Source organism: Streptomyces cellostaticus (genome assembly GCF_023630175.1).
GTDB lineage: Bacteria > Actinomycetota > Actinomycetes > Streptomycetales > Streptomycetaceae > Streptomyces > Streptomyces cellostaticus_A.
In genome coordinates this window covers 81,588-101,667 of the sequence record NZ_JALLIN010000024.1, presented here as the reverse complement: position 1 = coordinate 101,667, position 20,080 = coordinate 81,588, and the positions used below count along the sequence as shown (strand labels likewise).

At 66.8% G+C, this 20,080-nt stretch carries 10 protein-coding genes and 2 pseudogenes; 9 read left to right on the top strand and 3 right to left on the bottom strand.

Annotated features, from left to right (window positions below; genetic code table 11):
• The first annotated feature begins 241 nt into the window (after positions 1 to 241).
• The 5 genes from MXD57_RS17155 (at position 242) to MXD57_RS17135 (ending at position 9,515) form a co-directional block, all read left to right on the top strand.
• Positions 242 to 1,585, top strand: a complete 1,344-nt coding sequence (locus MXD57_RS17155) for a transcriptional regulator (RefSeq protein WP_250402330.1) — start codon at positions 242 to 244, stop codon at positions 1,583 to 1,585.
• 74 nt (positions 1,586 to 1,659) lie between these two features.
• Positions 1,660 to 2,832 carry a serine hydrolase domain-containing protein gene (locus MXD57_RS17150; RefSeq protein WP_250402350.1) on the top strand — a complete coding sequence of 391 codons (1,173 nt, stop codon included), beginning with the start codon at positions 1,660 to 1,662 and terminating at the stop codon, positions 2,830 to 2,832.
• Between the two features lie 163 nt (positions 2,833 to 2,995).
• Positions 2,996 to 6,556: a type I restriction endonuclease subunit R gene (locus MXD57_RS17145; protein WP_250402329.1), complete on the top strand. Its 3,561-nt coding sequence runs from the start codon at positions 2,996 to 2,998 to the stop codon at positions 6,554 to 6,556.
• The gene (locus MXD57_RS17140) at positions 6,553 to 7,947 is read left to right on the top strand and encodes a restriction endonuclease subunit S (protein WP_374114714.1); all 1,395 of its coding nucleotides are present in this window, start codon (positions 6,553 to 6,555) and stop codon (positions 7,945 to 7,947) included. The genes MXD57_RS17145 and MXD57_RS17140 overlap by 4 nt, the downstream gene beginning before the upstream one ends.
• Positions 7,947 to 9,515, top strand: a complete 1,569-nt coding sequence (locus MXD57_RS17135; protein ID WP_250402328.1) for a class I SAM-dependent DNA methyltransferase — start codon at positions 7,947 to 7,949, stop codon at positions 9,513 to 9,515. The genes MXD57_RS17140 and MXD57_RS17135 overlap by 1 nt, the downstream gene beginning before the upstream one ends.
• 228 nt (positions 9,516 to 9,743) lie before the next feature.
• Here the strand turns inward: MXD57_RS17135 and MXD57_RS17130 are convergent, their stop codons facing one another.
• The 3 genes and pseudogenes from MXD57_RS17130 to MXD57_RS17120 form a co-directional block, all read right to left on the bottom strand.
• Complete coding sequence (locus MXD57_RS17130; RefSeq protein WP_250402327.1) at positions 9,744 to 10,670, bottom strand: hypothetical protein; 927 nt, start codon at positions 10,668 to 10,670, stop codon at positions 9,744 to 9,746.
• Positions 10,671 to 11,915: 1,245 nt separating this feature from the next.
• Positions 11,916 to 12,610 (bottom strand): annotated as a pseudogene (locus MXD57_RS17125) (tyrosine-type recombinase/integrase); the annotation flags it as partial.
• A gap of 49 nt (positions 12,611 to 12,659) precedes the next feature.
• On the bottom strand, positions 12,660 to 14,180 hold the full coding sequence (locus MXD57_RS17120) for a hypothetical protein (protein ID WP_250402325.1): 1,521 nt from the start codon (positions 14,178 to 14,180) through the stop codon (positions 12,660 to 12,662).
• Positions 14,181 to 14,581: 401 nt separating this feature from the next.
• Here MXD57_RS17120 and MXD57_RS17115 point away from each other — a divergent pair.
• The 4 genes and pseudogenes from MXD57_RS17115 to MXD57_RS17100 form a co-directional block, all read left to right on the top strand.
• Positions 14,582 to 14,981: pseudogene (locus MXD57_RS17115) on the top strand (IS5 family transposase); the annotation flags it as partial.
• 216 nt (positions 14,982 to 15,197) lie between these two features.
• Positions 15,198 to 15,866, top strand: coding sequence for a histone deacetylase (locus MXD57_RS17110; protein WP_250402348.1), 669 nt, complete (start codon positions 15,198 to 15,200; stop codon positions 15,864 to 15,866).
• A 246-nt stretch (positions 15,867 to 16,112) separates the two neighbouring features.
• Positions 16,113 to 16,535, top strand: coding sequence for a hypothetical protein (locus MXD57_RS17105; RefSeq protein ID WP_250402324.1), 423 nt, complete (start codon positions 16,113 to 16,115; stop codon positions 16,533 to 16,535).
• Between the two features lie 247 nt (positions 16,536 to 16,782).
• The gene (locus MXD57_RS17100; RefSeq protein WP_250402323.1) at positions 16,783 to 20,079 is read left to right on the top strand and encodes an AfsR/SARP family transcriptional regulator; all 3,297 of its coding nucleotides are present in this window, start codon (positions 16,783 to 16,785) and stop codon (positions 20,077 to 20,079) included.
• Position 20,080 lies beyond the last annotated feature (1 nt).

Below are 20,080 nucleotides of genomic sequence, written 5' to 3'. Positions count from 1 at the left end.
CTCCGAAGAGCTGGAGAGCGGCTCCATCCCCGATGGGGGACACAGAGATGGAGCCGCCGATCTGAGGTGACCGTCCGGAACGGGCGCTGACGCGCTGCTCCGGGGCGGCTTGTCTCAGTCAACGACCGGAGCTGCCAGGCCGGAACGTTTCTAGGGGGTTCCTCTTGGGGACTCCCTTCCACGCACGTGCGCGGCGAGTAGCCTGCGAACGACGTCGCAAGGGGATGACGGGAGAGATGATGTGTCTGGTGAGCCCTTAGCAGTTCACCCACTGACTTACGTCCGTCAGTCGCGCGGTTGGGGGAAGGCCGAGTTCGCGCGGCTCATGCAGGCTCATGGGAAGTCGCTCGGCGTCCCGCTCGCGACCAACCGCACCACCGTGTGGAAATGGGAGCAGGGCCAGGAGCCGGATGCCGATGCGCGACACGTCCTCGCCGACCTGTTGAGTGTGCCGCACGAAAGGGCGCAGGCTACGGCGTGGCCATACTGGCTTCCAGTATGGGAAGTGACCGGGCTCGGCACTCCCTGGAACGAGGCCGGGACCGTCGAGGTGCTGACAGATCTGGTGGGGAGTGGATGCTTGGACCGCCGAGGCTTTCTCACGATCACCGGCCTCGCCCTGACGGAACTGGCGACAAGTTGGGCCGAGGCGCCATCCGCCTTCGCCTCGGCGTTCAACGGAGATCGCGTCACCAACGCGATGGTCTCGACGATCGAGCAGCGCATCAGCACCCTCCGCGTGCTCGACGACGAACTCGGCGGAGCTCGGCTCCTGGACCAGGCACGTGGCGACCTCGCCCTGATTACCGGCCTCCTTGACGCTGGGCGGTACACGGACACGATCCGCCTCCGCCTCTACGCACTGGCCGCCCGCGTGTCACATCTGACCGGCTGGATGGCCTATGACGCGGGGCTGCGCTCCGCAGGACAGCGGTACTACATCGGAGCCCTGCGCAGCGCCCGTACAGCAGGAGACGATGCCTTCGGCGCCTTCGTGCTTGCCGAGATGGGGGTCCAGGTCTCGGAAGCGGGCCGGACCGCAGAGCGGGTCGACCTCATCTCCACCGCCATCGACAACGCACCGCGAACGTTGTCGCCCTACACCCAGTCCTTCCTCTACTTGCACAAGGCCGAAGCGCTTTCCCGCGATGGCGACCACCAGAGCGCCGGCGTGGCGCTGAACCGCGCTACATCTCACTGGGGGCGTCACACAGAAGGAGAAGACCCCGACTGGCTTGACTGGTTCGGCGAGGCTCAGCTCAAGTCAACCGAGGGCAAGGTCTTGCTGCGCGCGGGTCAGGTGGAACGCGCGACGAGTGCATTGGAGATGTCTGTCAACGGGGCAGCACCCCGCGACATGGCCGTACGGACTGCACGCCTGGCCGAAGCCCGGCTCGCCGGCAACGACCTGGAGGGAGCGCTCGAAGCGGCGAACCGCGGAGCGGAACTCCTGGAGGACAGGGTCAGCTCGATGCGAGCGCTGGGTCGTCTCAGGGAGTTCTCCGCGCGGCTTGAACCGAACACGTCCGTCCCAGTCGTTCGCGAGTTCCGCGAGCGCCTCAAGGCACTGCCCGTCGCTTCCTAACGCTGCTACGGGCCCGTATGCCGAGAGCCAGGTCGCCCATGGAAGCAAGCGTCGAGGGTGTCACGATGGACAGCATGACGGTGATCGGCGGTGAGGTCGCGGCCGGCTTTGAACCGGTGCGTGAGGCGTTCGCGGAGAACTTCGCCCGGCACGGGGACATCGGGGCGGCGGTGTGCGTGTACCGGTATGGCCACCCGGTAGTGGATCTGTGGGGTGGCATCGCTGATCCCCGCTCCGGCCGACCATGGACGCGCGACACCCTGCAACTCGTCTACTCGGTTACCAAGGGAGCGACCGCGACCGCCGTACACTGGCTGGCCCAGCGCGGTGAGCTGGACCTGGACGAGCCCGTCGCCACGTACTGGCCGGAGTTCGCCGTGAGCGGCAAGGCAGATATCCCGGTGCGCTGGCTCCTGTCCCACCAGGCTGGCCTGGTCGCTCTGGATCAACCGGTCCCGTTGAACGACGCGTTGGCCTGGCACCCGATGGCGGCGGCACTGGCCGCGCAGCGCCCTGTGTGGACTCCGGGTGCCGCTCATGGGTATCACGGCCGCACCTGGGGCTGGCTTGTCGGCGAGGTGATCCGCCGAGTCTCCGGCCGCACGCCGGGCCGCTTCTTCGCTGACGAGATCGCTGCCCCCCTGGACCTCGACTTCTTCATCGGTCTGCCGGCGGATGAACGCGAACGGGTCAGCCACATGGTGCACAGCAGGCCAGCCGTCGACCTCACGACTGTGGCCCCGGAGCTTATCCCCGAGGAACTGCGTGATCAGGTCGCCGCCTGGAGCGACCCGGACTCGCTCAGCAACAGGGCGTACATGGTGACCGACCCTGCCGCGATCGACTTCAACGCCCCCGAGGTGCAGGCCGCGGAACTCCCGGCTTCCAATGGCATCGGCACCGCGCGTGGGTTGGCTCGTATGTACGCGGCCTTGATCGGCGAGGTGGACGGCATTCGTCTGCTCACTCCTGAGACCCTCACTTTGGCGACCAAGGAGCAGGCAGCCGGAATGGACCAGGTGCTGGTGGCGCCAAGCCGGTTCAGCTCCGGATACCAGCTGCCCACCGGAGACAACCCCATGAGCGGGTCGAACGCCTTCGGCCACAACGGCCGAGGCGGCTCCCTCGGCTTCGCCGACCCAGAACTCGGCGTTGCCTTCGGCTACGCCATGAACCACGTCATCAGCGGCCCGGACGATGTACGTGCGGTGTCGCTCGTCGACGCGGTGCGCCGGTCACTGACGTGATGGCTCCCTTCCCAGTGGTCAGTGCACAGCTCCCACCCGGCATGTAGAAGTCACTCCTCGCTCGGAGTCTTCATCCCGCGGCTTCTGCGCTCATAGACTTGCGTCAGCTCGACACAAGAGCGTGCGTGGTTGGGAATGGCAGGATGCGGAGCGGGTGGGGGACATGGACGAGCGACTGCAGAAACTGGCTAAGTCTTCTCCGAACTTCGGCGTCCTCTACCCGCTGAAGCCCCTACTGTCGCTCTACGGCGCCCAGGCCGAGGCCACGGTCTTCACGAACCCGAACTCCTCGCTCGTCCAGGCGGGCCAGTTCGGTGAGGTCCTCGCAGAGGAGCTCATCACTCGGATCGGCATGCGGGTGGACGGCGATCGGCAGATCGACCGGTTGACCGCCTTGACGCGAGCCGGGGTCCTGATTCCGGAGACACGGCGGGATTTTGACCAGCTGCGTGTGGACCGCAACAAGGCCGCCCATGCCCACCTGTTCGACACGGCACGGGCGCTGGACGCCGTCCGCGTTTGCCACAAGCTCGGCCTGTGGTTCCACGACGCGATCTCCGGGCGCCGCACCGTCGTGGAGTTCGTGCCGCCTACGGATCCGCAGGCGGTCGAGCGCCTCTCGGATCCGGACGAGGTCGCGGAACTGAATGAGGCCCTGGACGGCCACCGTCAGGCTCTGACCGACGCGCGCACGCGCCTCACAGAGTCCACGAGCGAGCTGGAAGCTGAGCGAAAGGCACGGGCCGAGGCGGAACGCCTCATCGCCAGTGCCAGCACGAACAACGCGGAGCTCCTCGCCCAGATCGAGCAACTGGCAGCGCAGGTCGCCGAGATGCGCGTTGCTCAGACGGCCGCCTACGAAGAGGCTCGTCAGGCCCCGCGCAAGGTCGATCCGGCGGCCCGTGACCTGATCATCCATCGTGCGCAGCGGCGTGCTCCGCTCAACGAGATCGAAGCCCGTAAGGAGATCGACAAGCTGCTGCGCGCCGCTGGCTGGGTGGTGCAGGACCGCAGCGAGGTAAACCCGATGGCCGGTCGGGGCGTGGCCGTGCGTGAGTTCACGCTCGCCACGGGACGGGCCGACTACGTCCTGTACGTGGATGGACAGATCGCCGGCGTCATCGAGGCCAAGCGTGAGGGCACGCACCTGGCTAGCGCGGTCGCGCAGAACGACCGCTACGCGGGCGGAGTTCTCAAGGAGCACCGGCTCGCCGTGTGGCGTGAGGACGAGCCGTTCGCCTTCCGATACGCGACCACGGGCACCGAGACGTACTTCATCAACCGGCTGGACCCCGAGGCGCGCTCCCGTGAGGTGTTCGCCTTCCACAAGCCGGAGACCATCGCCGACTGGATGCGGCGTGCCGAGGAGCACCCGGCGACGCCAACTTTCCGCGATGCCCTGCGCAGCATTCCGGAGTTGCACCGCAACGGCTTGCGTCCGGCACAGATCGAGGCGATCAAGGGCCTGGAGAGCTCGCTCGCCCTGGACAAGCCGCGTGCTCTGATTCAGATGGCGACCGGCGCGGGCAAGACCTACACCGCCGTTTCCCAGACGTACCGGCTGCTCAAGCACGCCCGAGCCCGTCGCGTGCTGTTCCTGGTGGACCGAAACAACCTCGGTAAGCAGGCGCTGGACGAGTTTCGGAAGTTCACGACCCCCGACGACGGCCGCAAGTTCTCCGACATCTACAACGTCGAGCGCCTCGGCGCGGCGGGGCTGCAGGACAGCAGCTCGGTGGTGATCTGCACGATCCAGAAGATGTACCGCCTGCTGACCGGCGAGCAGCTCGTCGACGACGACCCGGTCGACGAGGCGAACGACGACACGGCGTACGAAGAGTCCTACGCCGCAGATAAGCCGATCGAGGTGGGCTACAACCCCGCCGTGCCGATCGAGTCCTTCGACCTGATCATCGTGGACGAGTGCCACCGTTCCATCTATGGCTTGTGGCGCGCGGTGCTGGAGTACTTCGACGCCCACCTCGTCGGGCTGACAGCCACTCCGACTCTGCAGACTCTCGGCTTCTTCGGCCGGAACCTGGTCTCCGAGTACACCTATCCCCAGGCTGTAGCCGATGGCGTCAACGTCGACTTCGACGTCATCCGCATCCACACAGATTTGCGGGAGAACGGCGGCGCGACCATAGAAGAGGGCACGACGGTCAAGATCCGTGACCGGAAGACCCGCTACCAGCGCTACGAGCAGCTGGCGGACGACTTCACCTACACCACTCGTCAGATCGGACGCTCGGTGGTGGCCGTCGACGAGATCCGAGCCGTTCTCACTGCCTATCGGGACAACTGGCAGCGGTGGTTCCCCGGCCGCAAGGAAGTCCCCAAGACGCTGATCTTCGCGGTCGGTGAGGACCACGCCGAGGACGTTCTTGCTCAGGCCAAGGAGGTCTTCGGGCGGGGTGACGAGTTCGCCAAGAAGATCACGTACAAGAGCCGCAAGGCCGGCGAGGACCCTGACGAGCTGATCCGTGCCCTGCGGACGTCCCCGCGCCTCCGGATCGCAGTGACCGTCGACATGATCGCGACCGGCACGGACGTCAAGGCGCTGGAATGCGTGATCTTCCTGCGGGAGGTGCGCAGCGCGGTCCTCTTCGAGCAGATGAAGGGACGTGGCGCCCGCACTATCGACGCCACCGAGCTGCTTGAAGTGACCCCGGGTGGAGACGAGCGGGTACGCAAGGAGCGCTTCGTTCTCGTGGACGCGGTCGGTGTCACCGACTCCCCGCTCGTGGACGCACGGCCACTCGTTCCGGCAGGGGAGCGCCAGGTCTCCCTGGCCAAGCTCCTCGACAAGGCCGGCACCAAGTCGATCACCGCATCGGAGGCAGAGATCCTTGCCGGTCGCCTCGCCCGCCTGAACCAGCAGCTCAACGACTGCGAGCGCGATCAGATCATCAAGGCGGCAGGCGGCCTCACCCTCTCGGATATCGCGGGCAAGATCGTCCAGGCCGCCGACCCCGACAGGCAGGACAGGGCCACGGCGGAGGGCGGCGAGAAGGCAGCTCACGCACTGATCGTTTCTGCCGTCGCCCCGCTCACCGGCAGCCCCGACCTGCGCCGGCTGATCATCGAGATCCGCCGGGACAAGGACTACGTGATGGATGAGACCACTGCGGTCGCCGTCACCAACGTTCACGCGATTCCCCGCGAGGAGCGGGCGCGCGAGCAGGTCGACCGCTGGAGCCGCTTGCTCGAGGATGAACGCGACAAGATCGCCGCGATCTCCATTGCGCTCTCCAGCCCCCGCTCGGTCGGCCCGACCGAGGCGTATGCGGCACTCAAGGAGCTGGCCGACAAGATCCGGCGCCCCGACTTCGCCTGGACTCCGCAGGTCCTGTGGACCTACTACGAGGACCTTGGCCGCGCCACCGAGCAGCCCGGCAAAGAGGCGGGCGTGCCCGACCTCATCTCGCTCATCCGGTACGAGCTCGGCGTGGATTCGGAGCTGAAGCCGTACCGTGAGACGGTAGAGGAACGCTTCGAAGGCTGGCTGCTCCGGCAGCGGCAGGCTGGCGTGGAATTCGCGGAGGACCAGATGTGGTGGCTGGAGGCCATCCGCGACGTCGTCGCCAGCGATGTCGGCATCGCTCCGCCGGACTTCCGAGCCGAACCGTTCGTCAGCCGTGGCGGCGGCCGGGGCCTTGCCCTCGCCTTCCCGGGACGTAACCCGCACGACTTCCTGAATGAGCTGAATCGAGAACTCGCTTGAGCGCTACAGAGCTTCCCCCTGGGTGGGCGCAGGTCCGTCTGGCGGATGTACTGAGCGAGCCGCTAATCAATGGTCGGTCGGTGCGCACCATGGATGGCGGATTCCCCGTATTGCGCCTTACCGCACTCAAACGCGGCGGTGTGGACCTCTCGGAGCACAAAGCCGGGGCGTGGGGCGAGGAAGAGGCTACGCCATTTCTCGTATCTGAGGGGGACTTCCTCCTGAGCCGGGGGAACGGCTCTCTCAAGCTGGTTGGGCGTGGCGCTACGGTAAGGCGTGCAGGATTCCCTGTAGCTTTCCCGGACACCATGATTCGCGTGCGGATTCAGCGTGATGTCATCCTTCCGAAGTATCTGGAGTTCATCTGGGATTCCGGCATCGTGCGAGGTCAAATTGAAGGAGCGGCCCGCACCACCGCAGGGATCTACAAGATCAACCAGGGGATTCTTGAAGGTATCAAGCTCCCAATTCCGCCGCTTGGTGAACAAGATAGGATCGTCGAGGCTCTCGATGGCTACCTGTCGCGTCTTGATGCGGCAGAAAGCCTGATCGCAGCTTCTTATCGGCGAACGAGTGCCCTGCAGGATTCCCTACTTCAGCAAGCTTTCGAGAGGTGCAGTGCCCGTTCCGTGGCGGCTTTGGGGAGCCTGATTCGTGAACCGCTCCGAAACGGTCACTCTGCCCGCGCGGTGGATTCTAGTGATGGAATTCGCACGGTTAGCCTAACCGCCGTTACGACTGGAGACTTCTCGGATCGTAATTCCAAGGTGACGTCTGCGGATGCGCATCGCGTAAAGGATCTTTGGCTCGCTCCGGGTGATATTTTGATTCAGCGGTCAAACACGCCCGATCTGGTCGGCACTGCAGCCTTGTACTCGGGTCCCGAAGATTGGGCGATCTATCCTGATCTGCTGATTCGAGTTCGCGTGAACGATCAGATTCTTCCGGAGTTCGCGGTCGCGATGCTGCGCTCTCCTCGGATGCGAACGTATTTCCGAGGTGTCGCGAAGGGACTGTCGGGATCCATGCCAAAGATCGACCAGGCTGCGATCCTGGGTGCCTCACTCCCGGTTCCACCTGTTGATGAGCAACGGGAAGTCGTTAAGCGGGTGTCCGGCCTTTCTGAGCAGGTCGGCATGTTGGCGGCAGAAGTGGCACGCGGGGAGAGGCGGGCGCAGCATCTGCGCCTTTCGGTGCTCCGGACCGCGTTTACCGGTGGTCTTGTGGCGCAGGACCCCAGCGACGGATCTGTCAGCGACTTGATCAACAGCATTCAAAGGCGGAAGTCCAAGAGTGACGCAGCGGCCCGCCCACGGCGCCCTCGGCGAGAAGCAAGTACCCCGAAAAATTCCCTCCCTCAAGTAGCCGTTCAGCAGGAGATCGAGCTCTGATGAGTACCACCGAGACCACCCCTGCTAAGGCGATCGCTCAGACCAATTCGCTCGTCGCAAAGCTGTGGAATTACTGCAACGTCCTGCGTGACAACGGATTGTCGACCATCGAGTACGTGGAACAGCTGTCGTACCTCCTGTTCCTCAAGATGGCTGACGAGCTGGCCGCCGATCCGTTTGCCGAGGAGGCGGCCGCCCCGATCGTTCCGCCCGCCCTCGACTGGAAGTCGCTTGCTACCAAGCGTGGCGAGGAGCTGGAGGTCCATTACCGCACGGTGCTCACCGAACTTGGTAGGCACCCCGGTACGACGCTCGGCACCGTTTTCGCCAAGGCTCAGAATCGGATCACGGAGCCTGCTCTCCTCGAAAAGCTGGTCGTTGAGCTGATCGGCAAGACCGACTGGGTCCTGGAGGGTACTGACCTCAAGGGCGACGCGTACGAGGGCTTGCTTGCCAAGGGAGCTGAGGACACCAAGACCGGCGCCGGCCAGTACTTCACGCCGCGTCCCCTAATCGACGCCATGGTGCAGGTGATGCAGCCGGGTCCCAAGGATCGGATCACTGACCCGGCCTGCGGCACTGCTGGCTTCCTCATCGCCGCACACAGCTACATCCGGGAGCGCCACCTCAAGGGCCTCTCCCGTGAGCAGCGCCTCGCGCTGGGCCAGGGCACGATCTGGGGCAACGAACTCGTTCCCGGCACGGCCCGCCTGGCTGCGATGAACATGCTGCTCCATGGCATCGGCGAAGCTGGCGGTGAGTCCCTCATTACTACCAGCGACGCGCTCGCCAGCGCTCCCTCTCGGCGTGCTTCGCTCGTTCTGGCGAACCCGCCGTTCGGAAAGAAGTCGGCCATCACAGTCGTCGGAACGGACGGCAAGACCGACCGGGAAGACATCACCTACGACCGGACCGACTTCCGGGCGACGACGACCAACAAGCAGCTGAACTTCCTGCAGCACATCATGTCGCTGCTGGAGATGGACGGCCGTGCAGCGGTCGTCCTGCCCGACAACGTCCTGTTCGAGGGCGGGGCCGGCGAGAAGATCCGGCGGCGCCTCCTCCAGGAGTTCAACCTCCACACGATCCTGCGCCTGCCCACGGGCATTTTCTACGCCGGCGGCGTCAAGGCGAACGTCCTGTTCTTCGATAAGAAGCCCCCGCGGGCCGACGACGCACCGAACACGTCTGAGGTCTGGGTGTACGACTTCCGGACCGGGATGCACTTCACGCTCAAGCAGCGTCCCCTCCGCCTGGCTGACCTGGCCGACTTCATCGAGGCGTACAAGGCGGACGACCGCTCGGCGCGCAAGGAGACCGAGGACGGCCGCTTCAAGCGGTTCACGTACGGGGAGCTCATCGCCCGTGACAAGGTCAACCTCGACGTCACCTGGCTGAAGGACCCGGCGCTCGACGACGCCGACAGCCTGCTCCCTCCGGAGGTCATCGCCCAGGAGATCGTGGAGGACCTCCAGGCCGCCCTCGCCGAGTTTGAGGCCATCGCCGAGGCGCTGGGCGGCGAGGTCAAGCCGGATATCGCAGCAGAGGAAGTCATCGCCGAGGCGTGAGCCCTTCTCGTGGGAACCTGACGTCCCACCCAGCACGGAAACCTCAACGGTTGTGTCGCATCCTGGGCATCCTGGGTTGGACGGCGGGAGAGGAAGGCGTTGCCAACGCTGTGAGTTCGGCTCACCGCGATCGCGGTCTTCGGGCCGATCCCGACGCGGACGGACCATCCGCATAGAAGTTCCCCACGATGGCGTTACCGAGCTCCGGTGAGCCGTGGGCCAAGATTTTCAGTCCGGTAGATGGCGCCCCACGTGCCCGATGACGATCACCTTGTCGATTTCGTCGAGGTACCAATAGATGCGAAGGCATTGATCAGGGCCGGTGGACTCGTCGACTTTAAGGTGTGGTTCCATGACAACTAGATTGTCCTTGTACTTCACCTCATAATGGCGCTTGTGTCTACGGTCACGCACCGCAGGGTTCTTTGCGGAATATCCGTAGCCGAGATCTGTGAAGAACTCGCCGAAAGGCTTCCCGAGAGTCCCATCGCCCCATCTGCGACCGGCGTTGGCGACGTCCAAGAGAGCCTTGTGCAGTTTCCCTGGATCCTTGTATTCGGAGAACTTCTTGATGCTGACATCAGCGCTTGGGAGAAAGATGAGATCGTCACCGATTTCCGCCTTGGCATGTTCGTAAGCCTCGGCCACCGTCAGGGCTGACACATCCGCATCGCTCGGCGCGGCTGACTGGCCATCCTCGGCAGCGGGTTTGGTGGAGTACTGGCTTACCAGCGCGTACTGCTCACGCATTGCAGCCACATCTGTCAGGGCGGCGGCAAGGTCTTCCTTAAGATCGTCACGTTCCTCGCGAAGCCCGCGCAGCTCAGCATCGGTGGTTTCGATGTACTCCTGGACCCAATCCGGTATGTCCCCACTTTCGGCAAGTGCCTTCCGGCGTGCCGCTCGCATCCAGCCAAGAGCAGGATTCTCGGGCACCGACGCGGCGCTTACCGAACCCAGCCACCGCCTCAGTTCATCGATTAGTGCCTCATCGTCCTCAAGAAGGCGATTAGGTGTCCAATACTTATGTTCATATGGGTTTGCGTCTACCTGGAATTTCGGCCAGTAGAGGCGTACCGCCCCCTGCCATGCGGAGCGCTCTGCCCCTACTCTGTCGGTCAATGCGCGAGCAGCAAGGTGAGTGGAGAGATGCACGACGTGGGCGAGTCCAGATAGTTCTCGGGCCAACCTCCTCAAGTCGACGAGCGGCTGCCCGGTCGAAGGGTAATTTGTGGCAACGACAACTGGAAGTGCGCGCTGGTCGTCCGTCAGCCATTCGACGAACTCCGGAATGTCGCCCGCGCGAAGAGTCGCGTGCGTCGGCCTTGTTGGCCGACCCGCATCGGATACCTCGAATTCTCGCAGGAGAGTGCGAACGATTGCCGGCGCAGAGAATTGATAGTTGGGTCGTCGGAGCTGGAAGCTATGGCTTCTCTGTTGGAGGCCGATTCGTAGAGTCGCGCAGGCGTCCTGCCCTTGGGATGCGAGAGCCAGGCTCAAGGTCCATCGCACTGAAGCGTCATCCGCGCTGGGAAAGTTCCACAAGCAGCTCCATCCCGACGAGTCATCCTCGGCGGGCGCGTAGCGACTAACGGACACTGTGTGCCCGCCACTCGCCTCGTGCTGCCCTTCGGTGAGGAGCTCGGGGGCGAGGTGAGTCGGTCGGCTGACCCATTCGCGGATCAGCCTCTCGGCTCGGTTGAGAGTGTCTCCTGAGGACTCTTCATGGCCGGTCAGTAGGAGCTGACACGCATAAAGCTCGCGCATTCCGCCTCTTTCGGACAGTCTCAAGCGAATCCGACATTGACATGTGGCGAGCTTCTGGCTCGCTCTCTCATATCAAGTACCAAGGACTGCCGAGCCCGCAAGCCCTCACTCGCGACCCGTAAGAGTCGGCTGAGAGGGTATCGAGGCATGGGTGCATGCCGAGCCCGAAGCTTCAAGTCCAACGACCGGGTGGCCGCCCGTCCAGCCATTGACATCTGAGCGGCGTGCCGCCGCGGGCTGGAGAACAGTCGCCGCTGCGTGAGCGCTGCGTGAGCGGACTGGGCGACACCAGGGTGGACCAGCCGTCACGTCGATCAAGGTAGCAAGTCTCTGATCAGCGAAAACAGGATTCGGCGGCATAGTTCAGCACTAGCCGGGATGATCTTGTCGGGCCTCGTAATGCGTAGGTCTCGGGTTCGAATCCCGAAAGCGGCTCCATCTGAAGCCCAGCCCAGACACTGTCTGAGGCTGGGCTTTCTCGTTCAGAGGATGCGGCGGTGGCGTTGCGCGCGGGCCGCGCGGGTGTCGGCGGTCTCAGTCTGGTCTCAGTGGGGCCTGAAATCGGAGTCGAGGGCGGGGGCACGAAGAACTCGCCCATGCGCCTCATGGCGTCCTTCTACAGGTGAGACCGGCCCTAGGACGCGTGAAGACGAGACCGCCCTCCCTGCGTCCGGGCAGCCGCTCGCGTGCTTCGTGCACGTCTTGGTGCACGGCTTCGGGCAGCCACGCTTGTAGTTCTTGTGCGTGGTGCAGTCCGCGGGGCACGCCTCGAAGCGGTGCAGGCGCGCGACGCAGGCGTGTGGGTCGCCGCACCCGTGCCGCCACGTGAGGCGCCGTAGCTGCCACTCGGGGCGGAACAGCTCCGCTTCCAGATCGACGTAGGGCCACCGCAAGCCGGGCGTTTCGCCCTGTCGGAGACCCATGCCGACACCGACGATCCACCACATGAAGGTGGGGCGATTCGAAGCGGCCGCGAGGAACGCCTTGGCCTCCTCCTTGATGAAGGGGTGGGCCTCGGTCTCATCGATGCTCGGCGGGTCCACGAGCGTGGCGACGTTGTCACCGACGATCCGGCGTCCGTGGGCGATCTTCAGGGCGCGGGAGAGGATGCGGTGCACCTTCACGACGTGCGACGGGGCGTGGCCGGCGTCGAGCAGGGGTCGGTACATCCGCTCCGGGTGCTCAGGCTGCAACTTGCCGATGCGATGCCTACCAACGCCCGGAATGATGTCGTTGCGGGTCTTCGACCAGTAGTCGTCAAGAGAGCGCGGCTTCGGCTTCAGACTCGCGATGTCGGTGAGGCAGGTCTCCATCCATGCAGCGACAGAGCATCCGGGCAGCCTGAGAATCCGCCACTGGGAGCGCCAAGCGATATGGTTATTGCTTAGCGAGTTCCCAGGCATCCAAAACTCCTTTTACCTTATCCTCCCGGTGGGTTTCGAGGAGCTCAAGGAGGAGAGGGATGAGTTCAGTTTCCCCCTGCTGCTCCATGCTCATGAAGAGCGCGGGAATATCCGTAACGGATCTCGACCCGGCGACTGCGTCCAGAATGTCAGTCTGCGTTTTCTCGTCCAGGATCCTTAGTAGCTTAACCAGGTCCTGAGGGTTCCTCCGGATGGCGCACTCATCCTCTACTGTCAGCGCCCAGGCTTCCCAGTTTTCATCCCGCAGACGTTGCGTGAACAGCGGTATATCCTCGGCCCGGCGCAGCCAAGCGAACCGCGTGAGGGTTTCATTCACGAGCTCGCTCGCCTCCCGGCTCACGTTAGTAGCGCCGACCCTCTTGACGAAGTCTGAAACTTCCTCGACCGATCTTGCCGTTGCGATTCTGGCGGCAACATTTTGGGCAAGCGATGCGTAGCCTTTTTCGACCAGTTCCCAGCAAATGAGCTCTGCGTCCGCTAGTGGTGCTACCTCGGCGACAGCATCGCGTAGATCGCGTCCCCTGCTAGCGTTACCGCTGACTGATGCGCGAAGGAAGTCGTGAACAATCTCTTCAACCGGTCGACTGGTCAGTTTGGAGAACCGCTCTTGTCTTCTTCGCTCCCCCCTCTCTCGGAATCCTTCATAGGTCATTTGACCAGAATTTTCACCGGCTGCGTTTGACGGGGTGATGCTTTCGTAAGCCTCCAACTTCCGCCGCAACTCGTCAGCCACAGCCTTGGCTTCTTCCGCCATGCGTCGTGCTCTCTCCAGCGCACTCGCTTCTCTCGCTTCTTCGCCCGCTTGAGCTCTCTCCTCCGCCTCAACCAGCTTCTCTTCCAGTTCGCTGCACTTTTCCTCGGCCTGCTGGGTCGCCTCCCGAGCCAGCGCGAGGTCTTGTCGTAGCTGCGCTACTTCGAGTTTCAGCCTCTCCAATTCATCTGTAGTCGATTCATGGCGAAGGTTGATCGCGGTGAGATGTTGACCTAATTCATCCTTCTCCTCGTGCCAACGCGCTGTAATCTCGGCTTGCTTTACTTCCAGTTGGGCGATTCTTGCTTCCCTTAGCTGGAGCCCCTCCATGAGGACTTGCTGACGCACCTCCGACTCCCGCACCCGTAGGTCCGCTTCTTCGAGCTGGTCCTGCAGTCTCTGAACCTCGTGCCGATTCTTGCTGCTGGCCTGTAGCGCACGCCGGTGATTTCTGCGGAGGTGGTCCACTACTTCAGTTTTGATGGGGGTCCCGCGTGTCCTAGCCACCTCTGTAAGTAGTTCAGTGACGAAATCCCAGGGCGGTACACGAGTGCCGTTCAAGTAGCGTGAAACCGCTCCCGGATTCCTGTGTGTGCGTGTTGCATACCTCCTCATCGTGAGGTTGAGCGACGAAAAGACCTCGCGTAGGCGTTCGGCTAGTTGGGCCGCCTCCGGAGGCACGTCATCCCCGATGGGGCGCAGTGCAAAGGGACTGTCTGTCAAGTCGGCTACCCCGATCCCTGTAGCTAAGTGTTGCCAACCGAGTGGCAACGCGTTCCAGTTACGCAACACCTGACCGTCCAAGAAGAGTTGAGGAACGGCGCGACGCTCGGGTGCGTTGCCACGATGCTAAGGAGTAGCTGGGTGGCGGGGACGAACTTTCCACTTGATCCGAGGCCCCAGGGGGGGCTTGAAGGCTTGGCGGCCGTGGTCACGATCATGTCTTGGGTGCAGTCGCAGCCCCCCATTGACGTGCCTGTGGCGGCGCTAGTCCTGATGTTGATGCTGGTGGCCAGCGGAACCCGCGCCTAGACAGTCGTTTGGATCAGTCGGTCGTCGGTCCGGGTGTGCCGTTGGCCGACGCCCAGTGGGCGCGGATACTCCCGGACCGGACACCGAAGTGAGGTGGCCGCCGGCGTGACCATCGTGAGGTGATCGACGCGATCGCCTGGAAGTTCCAGGCCGGTTCGCAGTGGGGCCACCTGCCGGAGAAGTACGGCAACTGGCGGGGTGTCTACAACCGGCTGCGGAGGTGGGCCGCCGATGGCGCCTGGGAGCGGGTGTTCACCGCGCTGGTGGCCCAGGCCGATGCGGACGAGGACGTCAACTGGGCCGTCTCGGTCGACTCCACGGTCGTGCGGGCCCACCAGCACGCGGCCGGGGCCCGAAAAAGGGGCCCCGGCCGGCGAGCCCGGCGACCATGACATCGGCCGGTCCTGCGGCGGACTGACCACAAAGATCCACCTCGCTGCCGATGCCCGCTGCCAGCCCCTCGCGTTCGTGCTCACCGCCGGACAAGCAGGTGCGCACGGCGTACCCCTAGGCGCTCACCGGACCACGGTCCACCGGCCGGGGTGACGTCGGCGGAGTGCGTGCACATCCCTGACCCGGAGAGTGAGGACAACTGGCAGAGTGCCCGTGTCCAGTGCCGCCGGGCCGCTCCGCGAGGAGCGTCCGCCGGCTCGGCCCGCGCGACGACCGCGGGCGTCCTACGACCAAGTCTCCGGGGAGCAGGCACACGTGAAGGCGCTGCGCAGCATCGACCCGACCCTGCCGCTCGACCAGCATCCCGAGCGGGTCTGGTACGCCTCCTACGGTTCCAACACGCACCTGGTTCGGCTCGCCGCGTACATCCGGGGCGGGCGGCCGCCCGGCGCGGTCCGGGAGTACCCGGGATGCCGGAACCCCGCGATGCCGGCGCGGTCCCTCCCACTGGAACTCGCCGGCGCGATGTACTTCGCGACCGAGTCGCGCGTGTGGGGAGGCGGGCGGGCCTTCTACGACCCGAAGGCCGACGGCCGCGTTCTTGCGAGAGCGTACTTGGTCACCACCGGCCAGTTCGCCGACATCGCGGCTCAGGAGATGTACCGCTCTCCCGACGTGGACCTGGAGCTGGTGGACGTGCTGACCGAGGGACGCGCCGAACTCGGACCGGGCCGCTACGAGACGCTCGTCTGCGCGGGCCAGGTCGACGGTCTGCCGGTGCTGACCTTCACGGCGCCATGGCGCATGGGCGAACGGCAACTGGTCGCCCCCTCCGCTGCGTACGTCCGCCACCTCGCCGCGGGCCTTCTCTCCGCAGGGGCGTGGGACCCGGAGGCGGTCGCCTCCTACGTCGCGTCCTGTCCGGGTGCGGCAGGGCACTGGTCGACGCGGGACGTCCGCGCCCTGCTGGCCGCGAGAGCCTGAGGACGGCACCGGTACTTGAGGTTCCGGAAAAATGTTCGACCTCGATGTCCGGATGAGTGTCGAATGGCGAGGATTGCGCCACTGCCGGCGCGAGTGGATCTTTCCTAGGCTTACCCCCAAGTAGCCGTACGCGGTTGCGACTTGGGGGAGCGGGGGAGCCGACCGTGGAGCTCGGTCCGCGGCGGGTGGAGTGCGCCCCGAGGTCTTGACCACTCGATGACGGCTGTACTGAGGGGAATCACACACATGCGTAGGACCATCGCGACGCTGGCCACACTCGGACTCACGGTCGCGGGCCTGAGCCTTGCCACGGCCACCACCGCCTCCGCCGCCGGCTACGGCTGCTCGGGGTCGCAGATCGGCACGTACAACACGACCGCGCACGGTGAGGTGTGGGCGACCGCCCACCTCTACTACTCGTCGGCGAACGGCGGCACCAACTGCGCCGTCCTGGTGGCCAGGAAGTACGCGGGTGTGCCCCACTACATGACGGTGGCCATCAACAAGTCCGGCAGCAGCACGTGGAAGGGTGACGACGGAGCGTTCAGCTCCTACGCGGGCCCGGTCACCGTGACGGGCACCGACGGGCACTGCATCAACCTCAAGTTCGCCGAGGACAACGGCGGTCTGTGGGTCGGCCGGGACGTCAACAACGTGCACTGCGGCTGAGCGGTACCCGCCGGGAGGAAGGGCGGGACAGGACCCCGGCCGTTCACCTCCGCCGACCGGGGTCCTTCTGCGTCCCCGGACCAGGCCTGCGGCGACACTCCCCCGAGTTACGCGTCTACGCGCGCGCCGTCGGACCGGATCCGATGGAACGATCAGATCAGGACGCGCCAACGGATCGCTAACATGTGGCCAACGGTTTGTCCGCAGGTCACCGATCGGCCGGTGGAGGCAGGACCCCGGGAAGGCAGTGGGCAGCGTGAAGCGGCGGTACGAGCTGCGGTTCGGACTGCTGGGGCCACCCGCCCTGTACCACCGACAGCCGTCCGGGATTTCGTACAACCTCCACGCGGATCCGCACGGGGCGCCCCACGGCGGTCCCGGTACCCATGACACTGCCCCCGACGGCGGCGCCGACACCCGGCCGTGCGCCATCGGCAGCCCCAAGATGCGCGCCCTGCTCGTCACGCTGCTGCTGGAGGCCGGCCGGGTCGTGTCCACCGAGTCGCTGAAGGACGCCCTGTGGGGCGGGGCGCCCCCCGTCTCCGCGCGGGCCTCGCTGCACAACCACGTCACCCGGCTGCGCCGGCTCCTGGACGACCCCGGGCGGCTCAGGACCGTGCCGCCCGGCTACCAGTTGCGGGTCGCCGAGGGCGAGTTGGACGTGCACGTGTTCGACGCCGAGGTCACCGCGGCGCGCGCCGCCCACGGCCGCGGGGACTGGCACGCCGTCGTGCGTGCCGCCACCTCCGCACTCGCGCTCTGGCGCGGCGCTCCGCTCGGCGGACTCTCCGCCGACCTCGGCGGCCGCGCTCTCGTGCAGCGCCTGGAGGAGGCCCGGCTGCTTCTGCTGGAGTGGCGCTACGACGCCGAGCTCGAGCTCGGCGGACCGCGGTTGCTCGACATCGTGCCGGAGCTGGCGGCGCTCGTCGCCGAGCATCCGCTGCGCGAGGCCTACCACCGCCGGCTCATGCTCGCCCTGCACCGCACCGGCCGGCAGGCCGAGGCCCTCGCCGTCCATCGCGATCTGCGCGCCCGTCTGATCGAGGACCTCGGCGTCGAACCCGGCCGCGAGGTCCGCCAGGCCCATCTGGAGGTGCTGCGGGAGCTCCCGGCACCGGCGCGGGCAGCGACGGGTGACACGACGGGCCCGTCTCCGCACGGTCACGCCCCCGCCCCAACCGACGGCGGGCCGCCCGCCCGCGGCGCCGTCGTACCGGTCGAGGGAGGGCCGGCCGTCCGTGCCGCCCGCGGCACACCGGTGTTCCCCCGCGCCGCCGCCCCGCGGGATGCGCGGTCGCTCGCCCGGCCGGCCGGCGGCGCCGCCCCGGACGCGGCTGGTGCCGACGCGGCCGCACCGCCGTCCGACGATCCGGCGTCCCCCTCGCCCGAGGCCCCCGTCCCCGCCCAGCTCCCGCCCTCCCCGCCGCACTTCACCGGCCGGGTCGCCGAGCGCCACCACCTCGGGCGGGCCCTCACCGCGGAGGGGGGCCGACTGGCGGTGATCAGCGGCATGGCCGGCGTCGGCAAGAGCGCGCTCGCGCTGCACGTGGCCCACACGCTGCGGGATCTGTTCCCCGATGGCCAGCTCTACGTCAACCTGCACGGCGCCACACCCGGCATGGCCCCGCTCGCCCCGGCCCAGGCGCTCACCGCCCTGCTGCGCGACCTCGGTGCCGAACCGCGGAGCATCCCCGAACACCCCGACGCCGCGGCCGCGTTGTTCCGCTCGCTGGTCGCCCCCGCCCGCGTGCTGCTGATGCTGGACGACGCGGCGAGCGCGGCCCAGGTGCGGTCCCTGCTGCCGGCCGGGCCCGGCTGCGCTGTCATCGTCACCAGCCGCTCGCCGCTGACCGCGCTGGACGGCGCCCGGCGCTTCCCGCTCGGCCCGCTGACCGGGGAGGACAGTGCCGCGCTGCTGCGGGCCGTGAGCGGACGGGTGGAGCTCGACGCCGGCCATGCCCTGATCGAGCTGACCGGCAGGCTCCCCCTCGCGCTGCGGGTGGTCGCCGCCCGGCTGGCCGCCCGCGGCGCCCTCACCCCGGACGTCCTGGCCGGTCAACTGGCGGCCTCCGGAAACAGGCTGCCCCACCTGGAGTACGACGACCTGAGTGTGCGCCGGTCCCTCGCCGTGGCCCACGACGCGCTCGCCGCCGCCCCACGCGAGGCCGACCGGGACGCCGCGCTCGTGCTGCGCCGCATCGGGGAGCTCGACCTGCCGACCTACGGCGCCCTGCTCGTCGCGCGCCTGACCGGAACCGACGAGCGCCGCGCCGAGGCCGCCCTGGACCGGCTGGTCGACGTGGCCCTGCTGGAGGAGACGGAGTACGGCCGCTACGCCCCGCACGACCTGGTCCGCGACTTCGCCCGCGAGCTGGCCGGCGACGGGCCGGCCACCGGCACCGACCCGGACCTGATCGCCCTGCGCTGGTACGCGGCGGCAGCCGAGCGGGTGCTGACCGCCGTCGTGGAGCCCGGCCCCGACCGGGACGACCGCCGCCGGCCCACCTCGGCGCAGCCACCGGGACACGCGGCGGACGTGGCGGCCCTGCCGGTCTTCGAGTCCACCGACCAGGCCTTCGCCTGGGGCGACATGGAACTGGAGAACGTCGTCGCGCTGGTGGAGCGCAACGCGGGCACGGCCGACGGGCACCGGGCCGCCGGTCTGTCCGTGCTGGTCCGGCTGTTCTTCCCGTACGTGCGGCGGCGGGGCCGGGTGGCCGAGATGGAGGTGCTGGGGCGGGCCGCGCTCGGTGCGGCGCGCGGGCTCGGGGACGCGGCGGCGGAGGCGTACGCGCTCGGCGACCTCGCCGCGCTGCACTTCCTGGCCGGCCGGCAGAACGACGCCCTCGCCCTCACCGACGAGGCACTGGCGATCTGGCGGCGGCTCGGCAGGACCTCCTGGATCCGCCGCGGCCTGAACAACCGCGGGCTGCTGCTGGAGGGGCTCGGCCGGTTCGCGGAGTCCGGGGAGGCGCTGCGGCGCAGCCTCGCGTACTCCCGGCTGCTGAACGACCCCTACGGGGAGGCCGTCACCCACAGCCATCTCGGCAACCTCTACGAGCACACCGACCCGCGCGCGGCGATCGAGCGGCACCGGCGCTCGCTGGCGATCGGGGACGCGATCGGCGCGGTGGTCGTGCGGCACTCGGCCCACTGCAACATCGGGTACGCCCACCTCACCCTCGGCGAACCCGCGGCGGCCGCGCGGCATTTCGAGGAGAGTCTGCGCATCCTCGGCGGTCACGGCGACTGGCACGGTGAGTCCCAGGCCCGGCTCGGTCTGGTCCGCGCGCTGCGGCGGCTCGGCGGGACGGAGCGGGCCGCCCGCGAGTGCGCGGAGCTGCTGCGCCGGGCCGACGCCCGCGCCGACCGCTACATGGGCGGCCTGGCGCGCCACCAGCACGGGCTGCTGCTGCGCGAGCAGGGGCGGCGGACGGAGGCGCGCGACGTCTGGCACGCGGCCCTCACCGCGCTGGACGGCACCGACGAGCAGGCGTTGCTCGAGGAGCTGCGGGAGCTGGTGGGGGGCACCCCGGTGTGCTGAC